Source organism: Grimontia marina (assembly GCF_900060185.1).
GTDB lineage: Bacteria > Pseudomonadota > Gammaproteobacteria > Enterobacterales > Vibrionaceae > Enterovibrio > Enterovibrio marinus.
The window spans coordinates 44,164-63,787 of sequence record NZ_FIZY01000010.1; the positions used below are offsets into that span (position 1 = coordinate 44,164).

16 protein-coding genes and 1 pseudogene are annotated in these 19,624 nt (G+C 48.0%); 6 read left to right on the forward strand and 11 right to left on the reverse strand.

The window, feature by feature from the left end:
- The first annotated feature begins 159 nt into the window (after positions 1-159).
- Positions 160-849 (forward strand): hypothetical protein, encoded by a 690-nt coding sequence (locus tag GMA8713_RS07255; protein WP_062707243.1) that lies wholly within the window; start codon positions 160-162, stop codon positions 847-849.
- Positions 850-1,123: 274 nt separating this feature from the next.
- Here the strand turns inward: GMA8713_RS07255 and GMA8713_RS07260 are convergent, their stop codons facing one another.
- The 3 genes from GMA8713_RS07260 to GMA8713_RS07270 all read right to left on the reverse strand — a co-directional run bounded on the left by GMA8713_RS07260 (position 1,124) and on the right by GMA8713_RS07270 (position 4,889).
- Positions 1,124-1,576, reverse strand: a complete 453-nt coding sequence (locus tag GMA8713_RS07260; protein WP_062707247.1) for a hypothetical protein — start codon at positions 1,574-1,576, stop codon at positions 1,124-1,126.
- A gap of 401 nt (positions 1,577-1,977) precedes the next feature.
- Complete coding sequence (locus GMA8713_RS07265; protein ID WP_062707251.1) at positions 1,978-4,050, reverse strand: GGDEF domain-containing phosphodiesterase; 2,073 nt, start codon at positions 4,048-4,050, stop codon at positions 1,978-1,980.
- On the reverse strand, positions 4,047-4,889 hold the full coding sequence (locus GMA8713_RS07270; protein WP_084387672.1) for a substrate-binding periplasmic protein: 843 nt from the start codon (positions 4,887-4,889) through the stop codon (positions 4,047-4,049). The genes GMA8713_RS07265 and GMA8713_RS07270 overlap by 4 nt, the downstream gene beginning before the upstream one ends.
- Positions 4,890-5,035: 146 nt before the next feature.
- Between GMA8713_RS07270 and GMA8713_RS07275 the strand changes: the two genes are divergently transcribed.
- On the forward strand, positions 5,036-5,818 hold the full coding sequence (locus GMA8713_RS07275; protein ID WP_232314384.1) for a DUF3047 domain-containing protein: 783 nt from the start codon (positions 5,036-5,038) through the stop codon (positions 5,816-5,818).
- 143 nt (positions 5,819-5,961) lie between these two features.
- Here the strand turns inward: GMA8713_RS07275 and GMA8713_RS07280 are convergent, their stop codons facing one another.
- From GMA8713_RS07280 to GMA8713_RS07310, 7 genes and pseudogenes are all read right to left on the reverse strand, one after another.
- The gene (locus GMA8713_RS07280) at positions 5,962-6,321 is read right to left on the reverse strand and encodes a diacylglycerol kinase (protein WP_062707255.1); all 360 of its coding nucleotides are present in this window, start codon (positions 6,319-6,321) and stop codon (positions 5,962-5,964) included.
- Positions 6,322-6,500: 179 nt separating this feature from the next.
- Complete coding sequence (locus GMA8713_RS07285; protein WP_062707257.1) at positions 6,501-6,764, reverse strand: glutathione S-transferase N-terminal domain-containing protein; 264 nt, start codon at positions 6,762-6,764, stop codon at positions 6,501-6,503.
- A gap of 230 nt (positions 6,765-6,994) precedes the next feature.
- A complete protein-coding gene (locus tag GMA8713_RS07290) occupies positions 6,995-7,696 on the reverse strand; it encodes an SDR family oxidoreductase (RefSeq protein ID WP_062707258.1) in 702 nt (233 codons plus the stop codon).
- 42 nt (positions 7,697-7,738) lie between these two features.
- Positions 7,739-10,831, reverse strand: a complete 3,093-nt coding sequence (locus GMA8713_RS07295; protein ID WP_062707259.1) for a beta-galactosidase — start codon at positions 10,829-10,831, stop codon at positions 7,739-7,741.
- A 45-nt stretch (positions 10,832-10,876) separates the two neighbouring features.
- Positions 10,877-13,010, reverse strand: a pseudogene (locus GMA8713_RS07300) (alpha-galactosidase).
- Positions 13,011-13,065: 55 nt separating this feature from the next.
- On the reverse strand, positions 13,066-14,076 hold the full coding sequence (locus tag GMA8713_RS07305) for a substrate-binding domain-containing protein (RefSeq protein ID WP_062707260.1): 1,011 nt from the start codon (positions 14,074-14,076) through the stop codon (positions 13,066-13,068).
- A gap of 42 nt (positions 14,077-14,118) precedes the next feature.
- On the reverse strand, positions 14,119-15,252 hold the full coding sequence (locus GMA8713_RS07310; protein WP_062707261.1) for an ABC transporter ATP-binding protein: 1,134 nt from the start codon (positions 15,250-15,252) through the stop codon (positions 14,119-14,121).
- 223 nt (positions 15,253-15,475) lie between these two features.
- On the opposite strand from GMA8713_RS07310, the gene GMA8713_RS07315 reads away from it, so the two are divergent.
- From GMA8713_RS07315 to GMA8713_RS07330, 4 genes are all read left to right on the forward strand, one after another.
- Positions 15,476-16,378, forward strand: coding sequence for a carbohydrate ABC transporter permease (locus tag GMA8713_RS07315; protein WP_062707262.1), 903 nt, complete (start codon positions 15,476-15,478; stop codon positions 16,376-16,378).
- Position 16,379: 1 nt separating this feature from the next.
- A complete protein-coding gene (locus GMA8713_RS07320) occupies positions 16,380-17,231 on the forward strand; it encodes a carbohydrate ABC transporter permease (protein ID WP_062707264.1) in 852 nt (283 codons plus the stop codon).
- Positions 17,232-17,292: 61 nt separating this feature from the next.
- Positions 17,293-18,495 (forward strand): ABC transporter substrate-binding protein, encoded by a 1,203-nt coding sequence (locus GMA8713_RS07325; RefSeq protein ID WP_422615192.1) that lies wholly within the window; start codon positions 17,293-17,295, stop codon positions 18,493-18,495.
- A gap of 175 nt (positions 18,496-18,670) precedes the next feature.
- The gene (locus tag GMA8713_RS07330; RefSeq protein ID WP_062707266.1) at positions 18,671-19,033 is read left to right on the forward strand and encodes a hypothetical protein; all 363 of its coding nucleotides are present in this window, start codon (positions 18,671-18,673) and stop codon (positions 19,031-19,033) included.
- Here the strand turns inward: GMA8713_RS07330 and GMA8713_RS07335 are convergent.
- Positions 19,030-19,395, reverse strand: a complete 366-nt coding sequence (locus tag GMA8713_RS07335) for a cupin domain-containing protein (protein ID WP_062707267.1) — start codon at positions 19,393-19,395, stop codon at positions 19,030-19,032. The two genes, GMA8713_RS07330 and GMA8713_RS07335, sit on opposite strands and share 4 nt — an antisense overlap.
- Positions 19,396-19,624: the final 229 nt, after the last annotated feature.

Sequence of the window (19,624 nt, forward strand, 5' to 3'; positions counted from 1 at the left end):
GTCTTTGGCTGGAAACGGAACTGAACCCAAACGGAAGTTAAAAACGCGTAAATAATCCCGCGAAGTTAGAGACATAACTCAGAGTTGAGCATGAACATTTTCCCAAAGGATGGAGCTCGCCTAAACTCATTGCTTAGATGGATAAGATATAGAGTTAAAATGCTGCTTCGTGCTGGGATTATGGCGCTGTTGGCATTGTCATTAATGGCTTGCAGTGCGAATAACCGTCCCTTTGAACTTAAAAACCTCGCCAAATCTGACATGGACCTAATTACGGATATCCACATTGTGGAAATTCGCCATGCAATCCGCGATCTCGCCCTTAAACTATACAAGCGCAACCCTCGCGAACTGGCTAAAGCGCCAGAGATGACAGTTTCAGACCGTTTGGATTCGTTCATGACGGTGCAGCGACCTGAAGGAGGTTATACAGAGCTTGGTGGTTTAGACGGAGTTGAGGCATTGTATCTGGCATTTTCTGAGGAGTTTGAAGGCGACAGGGTCTTTGCCTTGATGGTCGGTATTACGGGCATGATAAGTGCGAGCTATAACAACCAGTTGGAATTTTACCTTCTGGACGACATCGATCAGCAAAAGCTCTATAACAGCGCCCGAAACCTGGAAACGGTGGCCTGGATGCTCAATACACGTAAAGACACTAATGATGAGTTAATGCTGCTGAGCAATGGCATCGCGCTTGATGGCACGCCTAATTACAGCTACGAACGAGTGCTGGCTAAAATGATTGTCATTCAGGATATGATGGCCAAAATGGTATCTGACAGTACCAATCGTCACATTAACCAAGTTGTTCATGGTGTGGCTTCAATGACATTTTTCCCCATCTAAGCTCATTTGGGTACAACATGTTTGTTGGTTAGGGTATGAAAAGATAGAAAAGAAAAAAGGACAGGCAGTATGGAGTCAACTAAGTGAGCATTGCCTGTCCAAATGCAAGTATTTGCACTGAATTAAATTACACCAACTACAAGGAACTTCCATGTTTTTTACTAGATACCATCAACGCTGCCTGATGATGCCAGTAAGTGAGAGGCGGTAATGTATTGGGTGCATCAATTTATTACCAACCTAAAGGCTCGCTACATTAGCCAAAAATAAAAACTTAAAGCTGTTCAATACTTTCGCTGTCATTATGAATAAAGCGCTTGGATATTCCGTTTTCCCTAACGAGTAATCCTGATCTATTCATGTGATATCTTTGATCGACTTTCTGTCCGTTGATCAACGTACCTATCACCAGAAAGCAAAAGTGTTCGCCTGTCTGACAATCAATCCTATAATTACCTCTTACCCTTTGCTTCAATGCCTTAGTAACTGAACCGTCAGGGGTTCTTGTTACGGTAACTCGAGATACTGAGGCAATCCTCGCCTCTTTGTCCTCAATCGTGACTTTTTCGCGTGTTAACTCTCTATCTATACCAAAGTGGGAATAATAGTATCCACCTTGTCTTAATGCTGAATTCAAATCAGATTCGAGATCATGGTTATTATTAACAATACAAGCTGTTAATAAAAAACTCGAAAATGTTATGGCTAAGCATTTTACTTTTTTCATGGGATATCTCCCATTTTGTTAGTGAGTGTAAACACTCTGCTTAATCAAATTTTTATTTGACTCAAGAAAAAGAGCCATTCCCCTAATGTTCAATAACCTGCTTGTTGTACTTATTACAGCTGCAAGTTCAATCACAATATTCGTCTAAGACGATTTTTCTGACTTAAGCTTTATTCAAGAAGCAAAATTTTAAAAGTAAAAATTCACATAATGTTTAACGACTGTAAATAAAATGAAACAAAACTGTCGGTTTATTTAATGGTCGATTGTTGGGATTCTAGTGTGTCGCGCTTTTGTGACTCGCACATTTAGTATCCAACATATTGATTTATATAATAAAAGAGAAGATACAAGTGAGCAGAAAACCTGCAAGTAGGAGGGAGTGTAAATAAATAGAAAAACTACGAATCTAAGCAGGAGCTGTGTTTGGCCTGGCGACTGGCGACAAACCGCATGAAGTCTTCAATGGTGAGAGGCTTGGCATAGAAATAGCCCTGAGCTAACTCAAAGCCTTGGTTTAGGAGATAGGTTTCCTGATCGAGTGTTTCTACACCTTCGGCGATAACTGCCATGTCGAGCTTGTCAGCAAGGTATTTGACGACATTGAAGATAGCTTTTGCATCGTCATCTCCCGGCAGTACCTGGGTGAACTGACGGTCAATCTTAATTTGGTCAAAGCCATAGGTGAGCAGGTATTCGAGAGAGGCAAAGCCAGTGCCAAAGTCATCCAGTGAAACTGTTACTCCTGCGTTTTTGAGCCAGTTACGTACCTTGTATGTAGAGTCAGTGTTAATCATCTGGGATGATTCGGTAATTTCAATGTCCAGACTCTGTAGCGGTACATCATTGTCTTCCGAGCAAGAAAGTAGTTCAGCAATAAAACCTTCAGATGTGAGCTGTTGTGGTGAAACATTCACACTGAATCGGAAGTCATCAGGTAAGTGCTCCATGACCTGGCTGACATCGAGAAATGCCCTGCGCATGATCTCACGGCCTAGAGCGACAATTAGCCCTGTGCGTTCTGCCTCCTCGACAATATCCACGTGAGCCACACTCTGTTGCCTTTCACTATGGTTAAGCCGCAGCAATGCTTCACAGCCTGTGACCAACCCTGTTTTCATGCTGACTTTGGGCTGATAGTAGAGTGTGAACTCTTTAGTCTCGATAATACGCTGCAGTGCTTTGCGCACGGCCTCTCGGTTGCTGCGAGCGATATCGGCATCTTTGTCGTAAAAGCGAATACAACGGCGTCCGGCTTCTTTAGCAACATAGAGCGCTATATCTGTGGCGTGTAGCAACTGCCTGGGGGTTTGTCCGTTTTCCGGGAAAAAAGCCACGCCGATCGAAGTGGAGAGCCAAGGTGTGCTGACTACATCTTCTTTGACAGCAATATTCAGCAAAGGCATCAGCAAATCTTCGACGCTCTGCTGATGGTACAGGGATGGAATAATGCAGACAAATTCATCACCGCCTGTTCGGCTGATAGAGGCCTGTGGAAGGTGCTGCTTCAGTACGTTGGCAAAGCGAACTAAGAGGATGTCTCCCGCCTGGTGGCCGTTAGCATCGTTGTAGCCGCCAAAGTAATCAATATCAAGAGAGACAAGCGCGAAAGGGTGTTCGTTGTTACATAGGGTATTGAGCTCACCAAGCAGAGCGCGCCGATTGGAAACATTGGTCAGTGGGTCGATTTCCGACAAGGCTTTCAGTTCTGCTTTGGCACATTCCAACTCACGCATGTAGTTGACAGCCTGTTGCACAGAATTGTTGTAAGCATTTACAAGTAAACCGAACTCATCGTTTTCATGACCATTGATTTCAAGTGGACGGGCGTTTTTCTGGCGCTCCAGTTTGGCATTTTTTTCGATGGAATGGATGATTTTGGTAAGAGGTCGCCCAATTTGGTTGTGGAAAAAAATGGATAGGATAATGGCGATCAATAGCACCTCGACCATGGTCGAGAGGCAGATCGTCGACACCAGATCATAAAACTCGCTCTCGGAGGTATGGAAGCTCACTTTTCCAATCAAGTTACCAACATGTTGGTCAACAAACTGGCTGTCTCTGTAAATTTTGAAGCTTAATGGGTATGAGAGGGTAAAGTTCTCATGAACAGGAAGAAGGTAGTGCATCCATCCCGTTAAATGTTCCTCTTCGCTTGGCTGCTCAATGGATGCCACCACGTCTTCGTAGTTATCGAAAATGATGACGGCTTGAAACAGGTGGTCACCTTCAAACCCTTTTAATAGTGAAAGGCCTTGCGCAGAATCGAGGTTGAATGCTGCATAAGCTGCGCTATCGAGAATGTTTTCCAATTGAAGGCGGGCAGCCTGCTCTTTTTCGGTGTTGAGGTGATTGAGCTTGGCAGTTGCAATCACAATACTGATCACCAGGCCGCCGATGATGCTCAACAGCATGACAGACGCAACAAACCGTCTTAGTAGTGGTGCCTCGGTACCGAATAACTTGGAAATCATAAATCCTCGGCTCGACTTGGTGGGATAATTGGAGCGCAGGAAAGCTCATAGGTTTTTTCGGGGTCGTCTCTTGAACAAATTTGATGAAGTGTTCCGTTTTCCAACAGAGTAGTGTAGGCCGAGCTCAAGCGATCAATCACCTTTTGATCTGAGCTAAGACTGATGGCCAGATTCAAGACCAGAGGCTGTTGTGTGTCACCTAGGTAGAAGTAGGCTTTCAGCTCATCATTGTAGTTTTCGCTGAAAGCGTAAACAGACCAAAGGCCAGTAACATAATCGCAATTGCGGTTTTGTAGGAGTAACAAGTGTTTGGCTGGCCGAGCAATACCGCCAGACTTAGTTTGGATAGCGGAAAGTGTGCCCCGAAGCGTGAGTAAGCTTTTGCCCGGAACAAACCCTTTGTTAACTAGATATTGATAGGAATAAGTTTCCAACTCTGAGCAGGTACGGAACTGTTTTGCTTCGTCGAGGGAGTTTTTTGCGAGCTCTGTGCGGCTTTTCAGGCCGATTAATGAGGAACGCTCAAGCGCATACAACGCACCAATCCAATGGAACAAATCTTTGCGTTTTTTAGAGAATGCGATGGAGAATATTGCGACGTTTTTTTCTTTCTGCGCTGTTTTATATGCTCTGGCCCAAGGCATAACATCAATGGGGGAATCAAAGTCCGCCTCATCCAAAATCGCCTGAACCATTTCGACCGCACGACCCCCAAACTGACCGTTATTATGAATAACCTGAAACGGAGGCAGGGTCTCGGAGACCACACGTAATGGTTGTTCAGTAGAGGCGAAAGCTGGTTGTAAAAACAAGCCTAAGAAAAAACTAATTTTCCGCATAAATTACCTTAAATCAATGCCTTATTTATTAGAGTTGCTTCCATCAAGCAACCTTTCATTTCATATGAGTGCATCAGGTACATGTTCTTCTCTGAGTATATTAAGTAATCACAAGAGGGAATTTTGTCTCATATCTTGTACTTCAGGTGACTTTTTTTACGTCTCGTTTTAAGTTTGTATTGCGTATTCTTAAGGAGAAGTCATCGCTTTGGAGAAAATGTCGTTACGTTGAAATAGAAAAATCGGAAGTCAGTTCTTATTGGTTTTGCTTTCGAGGGAATGAATTTTTGCATAGATGGACTTACACACTGCTGCCCTCGCTATTTGTTCTTCATTTCTCGATAGAAGCGAAGGAGATGCTTGATTTTCGTGACCTTTCTGAATGGCGGGCAAAAGTATTTAAAAACGAAACGATCTATCGTCTGATTGATGACGAATCAATCGATAAACAGGTATTGCATGGGCAAAGCCAGGATGCCGCTTCTGCGCTGATCATGGAAAAGGAGATTGATCTGACAGAAACGCCTTGGTTGAGCTGGCAATGGAAAGTGGACACCTTTCCGACAACAGACAATGAGAAGCTTAAAGCGCAGGATGATTTTGTCTGGAGAATATCCGTAACTGTGGTGCCAGGTATGACCATGATGAGCAGCAAAACTGTTGTATATGTATGGACGCCAAACCAACCGCAGAACAGCTTCTGGCCAAATCCTTTCGCGCCAAAACGTTTCAAGATGCTGGCCGCCACGTCGGGTGACCAGAAAAATCAATGGGTAACGGTGACCCGAAATGTCCGGGAAGATTTCAAACGCCTTTACGGGAAGGACTATAAAAGGCTCTCAATCGTTGCAGTGACATCTGATAGCGACAATTCTCAATCTCAAACCTCTGCCTATATTACGCCGCTAACCTTTTTAGAAAAACTTTAAAAACAATAGGTTAAAGACGATTCTGCCTTGCATAAAAAACCCACAAACTGCTGCAAAAATTATCACCAAAGGTCAATAGACCCTAGAAGCTGGGGTTTATCAGAATACAAAAAGGCGACAGGAGTTTGCTTTTTTTAAATCGGTCAGAACAGTAAAAATGAACCCCAGGTGATCACAACCAGAAGCAGTGAAATAAAGACAGCGGCAGAGCCAATATCTTTGGCACGGCCACTTAGTTCATGACGCTCAGGGCCAATGCGATCGACGACGGCTTCAATGGCGGAATTGATCAACTCAACAATCACCACGATAAACAAAGATGCCACCATTAAAAGCTGTTCAACTTTCGTCACAGGGAGAAAGAACGAAAGGGTGGTCATCACAATTAACAGAACCAATTCCTGTCGAAATGCCGCTTCATTGTTCCATGCAGCGCGAAGTCCCTGAAAAGAATACCCGGTAGCATACAGAACGCGCTTCAGGCCAGTCTTATTAGGTTTCATATGTCGAAATCTCAGAATTCTCTAATAATGCGCTATTTTGCTCGCGAACCGACCAAATAGCCATGATTTAAGCTGATATAGCATTGTTCAAAGCGTGTTAGTGAGGCGCAATGGGCTTATTAATTAGACTGACAAAAAAAGCCGCAATTGCGGCTTTTTACATTGGCTGGCCCCAATGGTTAATTGGCGAAGTTCTCTTCAAAGTACTCGATGATGTCATCTGACTCATACATCCACTCAACCGCACCATTTTCATGCTCAATACGCAGACAAGGCACCATTCCTCGGCCGCCTTTACTCACCAGCTCTTGGTAAGCTTCTCGATCAGCACCCGCATCGACCAACGCCACATCAAGATTCATCATCTTCAATGCCGCGCGGACTTTGAGGCAGAATGGGCAGTAGGCTTTGTGGTAAAGGCTATGAGCATTTAAATCAGGCATACATCTTCCTTTTTGATTACGTATTGTGTTGCTCGTTACAAGACCTGTCTTTTTGATTATTTTATTCAACGCTAATGTAATATACCCAAACAACCTGAAGATGCCAGCATTGAGGCCCTCCCTTCGGGCGTGTGATGGAGGTGAAGTCACCTGCAAAGGGAGGTCGTGATCACAACACCGGTCAAACTCGCTGAATTATGCATCTTCGGGTCGTTTGGGTATAAGCCTAATCACCAAGGGATTTCTTCGCCTTGGTAATTCAGAAAACGCCCACTGTCTTTTGCTTCAAGGCCCTCTAAGACCGTATAAAGTCCGTGCGCAGATTCCTCCGTTGATATCAACGCATTTGGCCCGCCCATTTCGGTTTGCACCCAACCCGGATGTAAGGCCACAGCGATAATGCCCTGTGGTGATAAATCATTCGACAGACTTTTCACGACAGAATTAAGTGCCGCTTTAGATGAGCGGTAGATATATCCGCCACCTGATGTGTTTTCCGCGATGCTACCCACTTTGGATGAGATTGCCGCGAAGGTACCTTTGGCTGCTAAAAGTTGGGAATAAAATGCTTCCGCGATTTTGAGTGGCGCAATCGTGTTGACTTCAAGTACCTTGCGCCATTCATCCATATCCACATGACCAAAACCATAACCTTTTGGGCCATAATATCCGGCATTGTTGAGAATAATATCGTAGTGCTTGTCGGAGAGTAATTGCGAGAGCGCGTCAATGGCGGCGTGATCAGTCACATCCAACGCGTGAATCCGCAGTGAATCATATTTGGCGGCAAGATCGTTTAACGTGACAGCTCCGACTGGTTGCCGGCAACAGGCATCAACCTGCCAGCCAGCGTTGAGATAGATTTGGGTGAGTGCGAGTCCAATGCCACGGTTAGCACCCGTGATGAGCATGTTTTTGGAAGCGTTGGCCATCATGATTCCCTGTTTCTAAGCTTGATGGCCATGTTAACAAACTTAATCCCTTTTCATAGAGAGCGTCAGTGCGTAGCGATAATGCGCAGCGTCGAGTAGGAATTCCGGATGCACGCTAGGACTCCATGAGTCATCACCACCCACGCCCATGTGATAGCCATCAATGCGCAGGTAAATATGATCGTCCTGCACCAGTTCTTCCTGATGCTTGGCTTCCGCCAGATTTTCCTGACTGTAGCGACTGACCGAAAAGTGGAACATGCCCTCAATGCGCAGGTTGTCGATATCTAACTGACGAACATCACAGCGCAGCCCATTTTCTGAAGGAAAAATGTAAGGCGTGTGCATGTCGTCGATGCTGGCGAGATAGCGGCTCACCATGGCACCGGCTTTACGGTCTGGGTAGTTCTCGAAAGGCCCGCGGCCAAACCAAGCCACAGAGTTAGTGAGCGGTAAAGCAAGCTCCAGACCAACACGAGGCAGTGATGGCATATCCTGCGCCACGTTGACATCGACGGTCAGCGCGATAGTACCGGAAAGATCGACTTCATAGCGCCAGAGCGTGCTGATCACCATAGCTCCACCAATGAAATAACCATGGTGGGAGCGGATTTGCGCCGTATCAGACAGCACATCGACGGTGTTGAACAGATTCTCATGGCGCAAATCAAACAGGCCAGATTGCTGCCACTTACCAAACCAGGCATTAGGATCTGGCTGGTCGGCTTCACTCGCACCAATATCATTGTCAATAGGTGGGCGGATAAAGTTGTCCTTCGGTGCATCGAGGAGTTGCTCTTCGCCGTCGATCATCCAACGCACCAAATGGCCGCTTTGTTTGTCAAAGTTGAGCTCAAAGTGGTCACCTTTTACCGTCCAGTGATCGGGTTCATCAATCACATCCGGTAATCTGTCGGGAGCCTGTTCGGGGGATTGCAACGCGCGGTAAACCGGCAGGACCAATTGCTCCCATCCAATGACTGAACCTTCCGGTGCCCAAGGTTCATCGGCTGAAAGCACGATTTCAAGGTTCAGGAAGTACTCTTGATTGTGTTTGGGGTATGGCAAGGACTTGGCGAGTTCAATATGAGCATCCTTCCCTGCCAGCAGGTGAAGGGCTGCTTCGCCACTGGCAACCTGTGTGCCATTGCCCTGAATTGACCATCGAAGCGAAAGGTTCTCTGGAGCATGGAACTGGTATTCATTGCTAAGTAGCACCATCAGCGGGTAGGTGCCTTCCAGCGCAAAGCTGAAGCGCTGCTGGTGGTACTTGGCTTCGAAAGCAGCGGGGTGGGGCGTTCTGTCGGGGAACATGAGACCGTTGATACAGAACTGGCGATCGTTCGGTGTATCGCCAAAGTCACCGCCATAGCACCATTGAGTAACTTGATCATCTTTCCGGGATATGCCCTGATCGGCCCAATCCCAAATGAAGCCGCCTTGAAGACGGGGGTAGCGACGGAATGCTTCCCAGTATTTATCAAAACTGCCGAGACTATTGCCCATTGCGTGGGCGTATTCACAAAGGATCAGAGGACGGTTTTCGTTTGGCAGGCCAATCCATTTTGGCAATGCCCACTTGGGTAGGCCAAGGTCAGTTTGGTCCTGCTCGACGCGGGCATACATGGGGCAGATGATGTCCGTGGCCGCAGTATCAGCCCCGCCACCTTCGTACTGCACCGGGCGGCTTGGGTCACGCTGTTTTACCCACTGGTACATGGCATGATGGTTGTTTCCAATACCGGACTCGTTGCCAAGCGACCAGATGATGACGCAAGGATGGTTTTTATCGCGCTCGACCATTCGGGTGACCCGTTCAGTGTATGCACTCAGCCATTCTGCATTGTCAGACAGTTGGCACATTGGCACCATGCCATGGGTTTCGATATTGGCTTCGTCGACCACATAAAGCCCAAGCTTATCGCACAGGTTGTAGAAAGCAGGATGATTGGGATAATGCGAGGTTCGTACGGCATTGAAGTTGAATTGCTTGATGAGTTTGAGATCTTCTTCGATGTCTTCGATTGTCTGTACATACCCTTTTTCAGGGTGAAATTCGTGACGGTTAACGCCGCGGATAAGCGCTGTAAGGTCATTGATTTTCAGAACACCATCACTGATGCCTACCTGCCGAAAGCCTACGTTGCAGGCTTCGATATCAACGGGGTCGTCATTCTCATCCAGCAGCATGACGACTAATCGGTAAAGGTGCGGATCTTCATCGCTCCAAAGCCTCGGGCAGGAAACAATCAGCGAATGTTCGCAGCGATCGCCCCATGCACCGCGTTCGTCAATCACGCGTTGACCGGATTCTGCTATCACCAGTCCACTGAGATCTGTACCTTCATCGAAAAGCTGAATAGCGACTTTATTGTGCTTGCCATGAAGCTTGGTGGTGACATTCAATGTGCCGACGTGGTGAGTTGGGTCGAGTAATGTCTGAACATTGAAATCTGCGATTTGGTTTGTAGGCTTTTTGCGCAGGGTAACGTCACGGAAAATACCGCTAAGCCACCACATATCCTGATCTTCGAGGTAGCTGCCATCGCTCCAGCGAAGTACGACTGCGGTGATCTGGTTTTCGCCCAGTGTGACAAAATGACTGAGGTCGAACTCCGCTGGTAGACGGCTGTCTTGGCTGTACCCGACAAAATGGCCATTACAGAAGAGGTAAAACGCCGAGCTGACACCGTCAAAACAGATCAGAGTTTGTTCGTCCAGCCAGCCTTCCGGTAATTGGAACGTAGTGCGATACACGGCAGTTGGGTTTTTCTCTGGCACTTTGGGTGGGTTGACCTCAAAGGGGTACTGCACATTGGTGTAAATCGGGATGTCAGTTGTGTCTTCGAGTTGCCAGTTGGAGGGCACGGGGATCTTACGCCAACTTGTGTCGTCGAACTTGCGTTTTGTGGTTTCTGAAGGCACATATTCAGGTGCATCATAAAGTGAGAACTGCCAGTCACCATTAAGCGAAATGCGGCATCGGGAGACGGGGATGGCGTTGTATTGGTCGTCCAGTGCAGCTTCGACACTGGGATAAGATGCCATGGGGCAATGTGCCGGAAGTCGGTTTAACTGGGTGACGGTCGGATTTTCCCATTGACGACGGCGGATCAACTCTGCAAATCGGGTCATGTTGTGCTTCTCACACTCGTTTATTCAATGCGGGCCATGGAACGTTTACAATTCAACGGTAAAGGACAACAGCATGGCACTTTCAGGATCCATTACTGGCAAGCTTAGTCCAATTTGACTGAGCTGGTCACCGCTAACGACCTGAGTTTTTTCAATCCAGACAGGAAGATGCTTCATTGTCTTGCTAAAAGCAGCAGGGGCATCGATCACTTCAACGCGGTAGTGTTTTGTGTAACCGCAGTCTCTGGCCGAGCGCATGTTCCGGCATGGCCAACTGTACGACAGCGAGTAACGCCACACTTTCATCCATCACCCCGTATATATGGGTGCCAGGATCGACTGATGGCAGGATATAGGATTTACCACTGTGAATGAGGGGACGGTATTGCTTATGCAATGCGATGTATTTGGAGAATGCACGTATCTCACAGTCTTCCAATCCTTGAGGATCAAGCTCTGCACCCATGTGTCCGAAGAGTGCGGTAATACCGCGAAGCGACATATCATGATTGCGCCTTGTGGTGTGGCTGAGTCTAGGGCCAATGTGGCTGCCCATCACTTCCGGCGGGAAAAATAACTGCATGCCGCGTTGAATCGTTTGGCGTTCCAGTGCGTCATTGCAGTCGGATGTCCAGAATCTCTGGGTACGTTTCAGCACTTCAAAATCAACACGGCCACCGCCAGAGGCACAGGATTCTATTTCCACATACGGATGCTTCTCCCGAAGCGCATCAATTAATCGGTAAAACGCGAGTGTTTGTCCGTGATAAGCCGCATTGCCCTGATGGGCAGGTTGCACCAGCTCGCGGTTCATGTCCCACTTAAGATAACCAATGTTGTATTCGGTCATCAGGTTGTTGAGGGACGACAGCAAGTAGTCGAAGGCATCAGGGTTTTGCAAGTCGAGCACAAACTGATTCCGGCCAGCCGGTTGTTGATAACCCAGCTCATCCATGCCAAGCATCCAGTCTGGATGGGCGCGGAAAAGCGCAGAGTTCTTGCTGACCATTTCCGGCTCCACCCAAAGGCCAAACTCCATGCCTAGCTGGTTAATATGTTCGATAACCGGCTTCAACCCTTCAGGATACTTGCGTTTGTCCACCTGCCAGTCGCCCAAGGCACGTGTGTCGTCATCCCGGTTAGTGAACCAGCCGTCATCGAGAATAAAACGCTCTACGCCAAGTCTTGCGACTGCGGTTGCCATCTCCATGATGCGTTGCGGCTTGTGGTCAAAATAGATCCCTTCCCAGGTGTTGAAATGCACAGGGCGCATTGCGGTTTGCGGGAAGTTGACCACCTGATTGCGCACGAAATGGTGGAATCGCTGCATCATGCCGTTCAGTCCTTGAGTACTGAATACCGCATACAGGTTAGGTGTAGAGAAGCTTTCGCCCGGCGCAATAGAGATCTCGCCCGGTGCCAGTAGAGCTTCAGCTTGTAGATACCTTCTTCCGTCGCTTTTCACCTGTGCCTGAATACGATGATTGCCGCTCCAGCCCAGGTGCACCCCAATAACATCCCCTTGCAATTCATTGGTGTCTTTTTGTAAGGCAATCAAGCCGGGGAAAGACTCGTGTGAGGTTCGTCCTCGGCGGTTTTCCTGCATCAATCCGCCGTGCTTGAATGAAAGGCGTTGCTGTTGGAATTCATGGGACCAACGTCCGTGAAAGCTGATTAAATCAAGAAAATCATCGTTAACTGGCAGCGTGAGAGCGAGTCGGTGGAGTGAATAATCCTTAGAGCCTGTGTTGGTGAGTTTGTGGTTCAGTGTCAGCACATCGCTATCTTCATCCAGTACCAGCGTTGATCTCACTTCAAGTCCTGCGCGGGGATCGCTCATGGTGATCGTGGCACTGCTATGCGTCGTGGTAACGGAAATGACCTCAAAGACCGGCGCCCAGTCTTTGCTGTTGCGGTGTCCTTCAACGCCAGGGCTTCCGAAGTCGCCACGTCCCTGTTCTGGGAGCAACGCCAGTGGCATAGCGTCGTCCAACCTTGCCTGTGGGACAGGAAGATCGAAAAGAGCGCCATTAAGTGGCATATCTGCATTGATTTTCTTGCCCCAGTAAACAATGGCTGGGACAGGTTGCATCATCAGGATTAGGCTAGTGTGCGATGATTGAAGATGCACGTAACGTTCAGATGCAACATGGTTTCTCTGCACAGGCACTTTCGCCATGAATCCATTCCCCTCATGTGGCGTTAAACGCCACAAAAATTACTTGTTTTTGAAGTTACTCGCTTGATTTAGTGACAGAGTTTCTTTTAATCAGTGTAGGTGCGTAGCTGCCTTTTTCATTGCGCATTGGCTGTTTGGTTGATAGCGCAATGGCTTGCTCTGCAGCAAGCTCGGCCATTTCTTCAATCGGATAGCGCACCGATGTGAGTTTTGGATGGAGATAACGTGCGATAAGGCTGTCATCGAAGCCGACCACCGAGACATCTTCCGGCACACGATAACCTCGATCTGTCAGCGCAGTGATGGCACCAGCAGCCATGACATCGTTGTAGCAAAACACGGCGCTGAGACTGTCGTTCTCTTCCAACAGGGCTGCCATAGCACGCTCACCGCCGGTCTCTTCTGGTGTATCGAATGCCATCATGACTGGATGGGTTTCATCGGTGACGCGGCAGGTATTCAGGGCATCTTCATAGCCTTGCTGTCGCTGTTCGGTATCTTCGATAGCGTGGCTTGAGCCGATGTACGCCACATAGCGGTGACCTTGCTCGATGAGATGTTCCGTCGCCAGAAATGCACCGTGATAATTGTCTAGATAGATGCAGCGATCTTCCAGCCCAGGGATTAATCGGTTAATAAATACCATTGCCCCATGCTCTTGTGCATAAGCACGGAGGGTGTCGTTATCGAGTGCTTTGCTGTGCACAATAAGTGCAGTGACCTGGTTCTGGATCAGCGATTCAATCGCCTGTTTTTCTCTTGCTGCTTCATGGTAGCCGTTACCAATCAAAAGGTGATGGCCTTGCTTATGGGCCACGTTGTCGACGTATTTGACCAGTGAGCCAAAGAAGGGATCAGAGACATCTGCCACAACCACGCCTATGGCGAGGCTTCGCTTGCTCACTAAAGTTCGGGCTGCGGCATTTGGGCGGTAACCCAGCTCGCGCATGGTGCGTTTTACTAAGTCGGCAGTATCCGGCTTGGTCAGCGGCGAGCCGTTTATTACCCGGGAAACCGTGGCAACCGACACGCCTGCATGACGTGCGACGTCTTTAATCGTTGCCATGATGTGAAGCCTCCTTCGTTTTGCCTAAAAACGGCATTATTATTATTCCTGCGCGTTGGCAGTGAGTGGTAAAGGATCTTCCGTGCCTTCTGGACGATGGGTTAACGCCAGTTCGTGACTGTCGAACAGGTGAATGTCGTCCGGTGAACAGTGCAAGGAGACGGTCTGGAATGCTTTCACGGCGTTGTCGCCGGGAATGTGAACCTTAAATCCGTCCTCGCCGCAATATTGGCCGAACAGGTATGTACTGTTGCCAAGGCGTTCCACCACTTCACTGTTAAATTCGAAATTAAACCCAGGGCCATTGCCAATCTGAATGTGTTCAGGCCGGATACCAACCGTCACTTGCTCGCCTTCGTTAACCTGTCGAGCAACTTTGATGGTGAGTATTTGTTCATCAGGCATGGTAACAGCGACTTCATTACCATTGCTGGCTGAAACGCGCCCGGGCACAAAGTTCATTTTCGGTGAACCAATGAAACCTGCCACGAACAGATTGGCGGGATTGTGATATAGCACCAAAGGCGAGCCTACTTGTTCAACATTTCCCGCACGGAGCACCACGATTTTGTCAGCCAGTGTCATTGCTTCAACCTGATCGTGGGTCACGTAAATCATGGTGTTTTTGAGCTCCTGATGCAGTTTGGCGATCTGCAGGCGCATTTCGACACGAAGTTCTGCATCAAGATTGGAGAGCGGCTCATCAAACAAAAAGACCTTGGGATCCCTCACAATTGCCCGGCCAATGGCGACACGTTGTCGCTGTCCACCAGAAAGAGCTTTTGGCTTGCGATCCAACAGGGCTTCGAGTTGTAAGGTTTTCGCTGCGCGGTTGACGTTTTTGTCGATCTCCGCTTTGTCTACCCCGTTCATTTTTAGACCAAAGCCCATGTTTTCCCGGACTGTCATGTGCGGATAAAGCGCATAAGACTGGAACACCATGGCGACACCGCGATCGGCAGGGTCAACATCATTGATCTCTGTGCCGTTGATAGAGATGGTGCCCTCAGAGATGGTTTCGAGCCCTGCTATAAGACGTAGTAACGTTGACTTTCCGCAACCGGAAGGACCAACAAACACCACGAACTCTCCCCCATTGATATCGAGATCGATACCGTGAATTGTTTCGATTTTGCCGAAACGTTTAACAACATTTCTCAGTGTGATGTCGGCCATACTGCAGTCCCTATGCAATCAATTCCTTTTAGGGCGGTTAAATTTCGTCGTTTCGGTCACCCTTTTATAAAAATAGGCGGTTTTTCGATAAATGGAAACGTTTACATTATCTGTTTTGTGAACTAGTTTTAACCTGCGAATTTGTGGAGATTACATTTTGATAACAAAAAGCGCGTCAGATATTCCCATGGAAAATCTCTAAGTACGAAATACAGGACGTAACATGACAGGGAACTTTTCTTCAGCAACAAGACCTTCTGCTGCACAGCGAAGCCAGCTGGCTATTGCCCCCTGGCTCTTCCTGACTCCCGCTATTTTCGTGTTTGCGGTGTATGTGCTGTACCCCATTGGTCAAAGCGTCTGGCTCAGCTTTTTTGAGTGGGACGGTCTGGGTGAAAAGACCTGGGTGGGCTGGGAAAACTATATCGAGCTTTTCGATTCCGATGCGTTTTACACCTCTTTGGTGAATAACTTTCTCTGGATGGTCCTTTTCATGCTTGCCCCTCCTATTGGTTTACTGATTGCTCTTTTCCTTAATCAGCAAGTGGCAGGTATCCGTCTTATTAAGGCGTTGTTCTTCTTCCCGTTTGTGATTTCCCAAGTGGTGGTGGGCTTGGTATTTGCCTGGTTTTATGACCCTTCATTTGGTCTGCTGACCCAATTTGTTGTGGCGTTGGGGTTTGATCCTATCTCCATTCTTGCCGATGAAGATCTGGTGACCTACGGGATCATTGCTGCGGGTCTCTGGCCTCAGGTGGCCTATTGCATGATTCTGTATTTGACGGGGCTTAACAACCTTGACCCTGAACAGCTTGAAGCCGCTCGCCTTGACGGCGCAAAAGGTTGGCGAATGCTCTGGTATGTGGTGGTACCACAACTCAAACCTGCCACTTTCATTGCTGTGGTTGTGACGGTTATCGGTGCTCTAAGGTCGTTCGACTTGGTAGCGACCATGACAGCTGGCGGCCCGTGGGGTAGCTCAACGGTGCTTGCTTACCTCATGTATGAAGAGTCAATTTTCAATTACCGCATGGGTTATGGCGCCGCGGTCGCCGTGGTGCTCTTCCTGATTATGGATATCTATATCGCCTGGTTCCTGTGGCGGATGCTGAAAGGAGAGCGCTGATATGTTTCCAAGACCCATTGAGCAGCGTGGCAAAGTTGCTAACGCCACCTATCGCATTTCACTCTACATCGCTGTTTGCCTTTGGCTGATCCCGCTTGTAGCGGTTTTGATGACATCAGTCCGCTCCATTGCGGATATCAATGCCGGTAACTACTGGGGTATGCCGGATGAACTGCAGCTTGTTGAAAACTACACTCAGGTGTTTACGGCCACTCCGATGGGGCGTTACCTGCTTAACAGTTTGCTAATTTGCATTCCGGCTGTGGCTGGAGCCGTGGTGCAATCGACCCTCGCAGGCTTTGCGTTGGCAAAGTATAAGTTCCGAGCCAATGTTTGGCTGTTTGCTCTGTTTATCGGCGGCAATTTTGTCCCGTTTCAGATATTGATGATTCCAGTTCGCGATCTCACCATCAGCTTTGGTCTCTATGATTCTCATTGGGCACTCATTTTCTTCCATATCGCGTTTCAGGCCGGGTTCTGTACCCTCTTTATGCGCAACTTTATTGTCGGCATTCCGGATGCCCTGATCGAAGCAGCCCGTGTGGAAGGGGTCAGCGAGTGGCGTATTTTCTGGTTCGTGGTTCTCCCGTTGGTGAGACCCGCACTGGCAGCTTTGTCTGTTTTAGTCTTTACCTTTATTTGGAACGACTTTTTCTGGGCTCTGGTGCTGGTTCAAAGCGATGAGGTTCGTCCTGTCACAGCAGGCCTGAACGCATTGCAAGGACAATGGCTTGCATCCTGGCAGTACATGTCAGCAGGCGCAGTGATCGCTGCACTCCCGCCTGTTGCGCTGTTTTTTACGATGCAACGTCACTTTATTGCCGGGTTAACGCTGGGTGCTACCAAAGGCTAAGCCTGGTTTAACGAAAGTAAGGATGAAGGATATGAGAACGCTTGCTAAGAAAAGCTTGGGGATGTTCAGTGGTCTGATGCTAGCGCTCAGCGGTTCAGTAACCGCAGGGACGCTGGTGATAAACTCTGATGCCTCAGACCCCGCACCAAAGAAAGCGTGGGCAGAGGTGATTGAAAAGTTTGAAGAGGCTTATCCGGACATTGAGGTGAAATATAACCTTTATGACCACGAAGCATACAAGACTACTATTCGTAACTGGTTGGTGACTTCACCGCCAGACGTCGTATTCTGGTATGCGGGAAACCGTATGAAAACTTTCGTCGATCGTGGTTTGTTTGAAGATGTCAGTGATCTGTGGAAAACCAACAATATGAACACTGAATTCTCGAGCGCGATGCCCGCTATGTCAGTAGACGGCAAGCAGTATGGTGTGCCTTACACCTATTACCAATGGGGTATCTATTACCGTCAAGACCTGTTCGATAAGTATGGTATTGCAGTGCCTAAGACTTGGGAAGATTTAGTCGCTGCTGCGAAGAAATTGAAAGACAACGGCGTGACACCATTTACTATCGGAACCAAATACCTTTGGACAGCAGCAGGCTGGTTTGACTACCTCAACATGCGTGTGAATGGTCTCGATTTCCACATTGACCTTATGGACGGCAAGGTGCCTTACACGGACCCACGCGTGAAAGCGGTGTTTGAGAAATGGAATGATCTGGTTGAGCCTGGCTACTACCTTGACAACCATGCTTCCTATTCCTGGCAAGAAGCGCAACCCTTCCTCTACAACGGTGAGGCAGCCATGTACCTTATGGGCAACTTCCTGGCAGCGAACTTTACCGATGAAGTGCGTCCAAACATGGGTTTCTTTCAGTTCCCTGTGATTAATCCAGATGTGCCAATGGCAGAAGACGCGCCAATGGATACGCTACATATTCCTTCAAAAGCGAAGAATAAAGAAGATGCGCGTAAGTTCCTGGCGTTTGTGGCGCAACCTGAAATCCAGACCATGATCAATGAAGCGCTACTGCAAATCCCAACCAATAACAAAGCGACCCCTAAAGATGATGAATACTTGAACGCAGGTGTGGTGATGTTGGGTGAAGCGGCGGGTACTGCGCAGTTTTATGACCGTGATACCGACCCGGCAATGGCGAAAGAAGGTATGAAGGGCTTCCAGCAATATATGGTTCACCCAGACCGTATCGACAAGATTCTTGAGAAACTGGAAAAAACGCGTCAGCGTACTTTCAAGTAATAACCGATATATCAACCCTTTAGAATCAGAAGCAAGCGTTGTTGGCATAACGCTTGCTTCTTTTTTGCACAAGTGGTTTAGGCATGTAAAAGAGGAAAATATATGCTGTACTCTAACACCCTGTACTAAATTTAAGATCCCGATGTGTAAAATGAATTGCTGACAGGAAAGGGCAATGCCAAATCTGATCAACGCCAGTTACTCGAACAACATGTACCTCAGCGCGCGTCAGCGTGAGAAAGATGAGGCGCAGTATGGCGCGCGTAATGAAGGCGTGAAAACTGATCAGTCATTGACTCCCGCAGAACGAGCAGAAATGCTACGAAAAGAGCGCGAAGAGAAAATGCAGGCGGACAAAGCACAGGAAGATTCGCCACAGCGCGGTGATTACCGCGGCTTGATAGACCGCGTGGCGGAGCAGGAAGCAAAAATGGCCAAGTTTTCGGCTTACACTCAAGGTCAGCAGCAACTCTTAAAACAAGTCGAGAAAACCATTACGCCGAACGAAGGCGAGACGAGTTACAACTTCAAGGTCTAAATCCACTCCTGCGCATCTGCTGACACTGTGACATCAGTTTCCAGCGCGCCTGTGTGCTGGGTGGACGCTGGTTCAATCATCATGAAGTGGGTATCTTCCTTTGCCATCGGACAATGTTCCACACCTTTTGGCACCACAAACAATTCCCCCGGATTGAGCACAATTTCTCCGTCGTGAAGCTTTAAGGTCAGCTGACCCTTCAGCACCAGAAACAGTTCATCCTCATTCTCATGGCTATGCCAGACTAATTCGCCGCTGCCTTTGGCGATCTTCACTAATTGTCCGTTAGATTCCGTGATGATTTTGGGCGTCCAGATTTCATCAAACAGAGAATATTTGTCGGTCAGGGTAATTTTGTCCATCTCAGTATTCCTAGGTAGCGTGAACGTTACTGCCATATTTTGGTCACTATTGTTCGTCATAATGCCATTTCTTAACGCCTGTATTGCCCGCTTTGTTCGCTTTAATCACCCAATCAAACAAGAGAGGGCAAGACGATGAAAAAGCAACCAAACAAATACTCATTTACGCTCGGCATCCCATCCTGGCTTTGGCCGGTTTTGATCAGCATGGTTTGGGTGATTCAGCTGG

Excerpts from the sequence above, each read along its gene's own strand:
- GMA8713_RS07290 (WP_062707258.1), bottom strand. The coding sequence starts at position 7,696 with ATGGCCAACGCTTCCAAAAACATGCTCATCACGGGTGCTAACCGTGGC.
- GMA8713_RS07310 (WP_062707261.1), bottom strand. The coding sequence starts at position 15,252 with ATGGCCGACATCACACTGAGAAATGTTGTTAAACGTTTCGGCAAAATC.
- GMA8713_RS07315 (WP_062707262.1), top strand. The coding sequence starts at position 15,476 with ATGACAGGGAACTTTTCTTCAGCAACAAGACCTTCTGCTGCACAGCGA.
- GMA8713_RS07305 (WP_062707260.1), bottom strand. The coding sequence starts at position 14,076 with ATGGCAACGATTAAAGACGTCGCACGTCATGCAGGCGTGTCGGTTGCC.
- GMA8713_RS07325 (WP_422615192.1), top strand. The coding sequence starts at position 17,293 with ATGTTCAGTGGTCTGATGCTAGCGCTCAGCGGTTCAGTAACCGCAGGG.
- GMA8713_RS07260 (WP_062707247.1), bottom strand. The coding sequence starts at position 1,576 with ATGAAAAAAGTAAAATGCTTAGCCATAACATTTTCGAGTTTTTTATTA.
- GMA8713_RS07270 (WP_084387672.1), bottom strand. The coding sequence starts at position 4,889 with ATGCGGAAAATTAGTTTTTTCTTAGGCTTGTTTTTACAACCAGCTTTC.
- GMA8713_RS07285 (WP_062707257.1), bottom strand. The coding sequence starts at position 6,764 with ATGCCTGATTTAAATGCTCATAGCCTTTACCACAAAGCCTACTGCCCA.
- GMA8713_RS07265 (WP_062707251.1), bottom strand. The coding sequence starts at position 4,050 with ATGATTTCCAAGTTATTCGGTACCGAGGCACCACTACTAAGACGGTTT.
- GMA8713_RS07320 (WP_062707264.1), top strand. The coding sequence starts at position 16,380 with ATGTTTCCAAGACCCATTGAGCAGCGTGGCAAAGTTGCTAACGCCACC.
- GMA8713_RS07335 (WP_062707267.1), bottom strand. The coding sequence starts at position 19,395 with ATGGACAAAATTACCCTGACCGACAAATATTCTCTGTTTGATGAAATC.
- GMA8713_RS07295 (WP_062707259.1), bottom strand. The coding sequence starts at position 10,831 with ATGACCCGATTTGCAGAGTTGATCCGCCGTCGTCAATGGGAAAATCCG.
- GMA8713_RS07330 (WP_062707266.1), top strand. The coding sequence starts at position 18,671 with ATGCCAAATCTGATCAACGCCAGTTACTCGAACAACATGTACCTCAGC.
- GMA8713_RS07280 (WP_062707255.1), bottom strand. The coding sequence starts at position 6,321 with ATGAAACCTAATAAGACTGGCCTGAAGCGCGTTCTGTATGCTACCGGG.
- GMA8713_RS07255 (WP_062707243.1), top strand. The coding sequence starts at position 160 with ATGCTGCTTCGTGCTGGGATTATGGCGCTGTTGGCATTGTCATTAATG.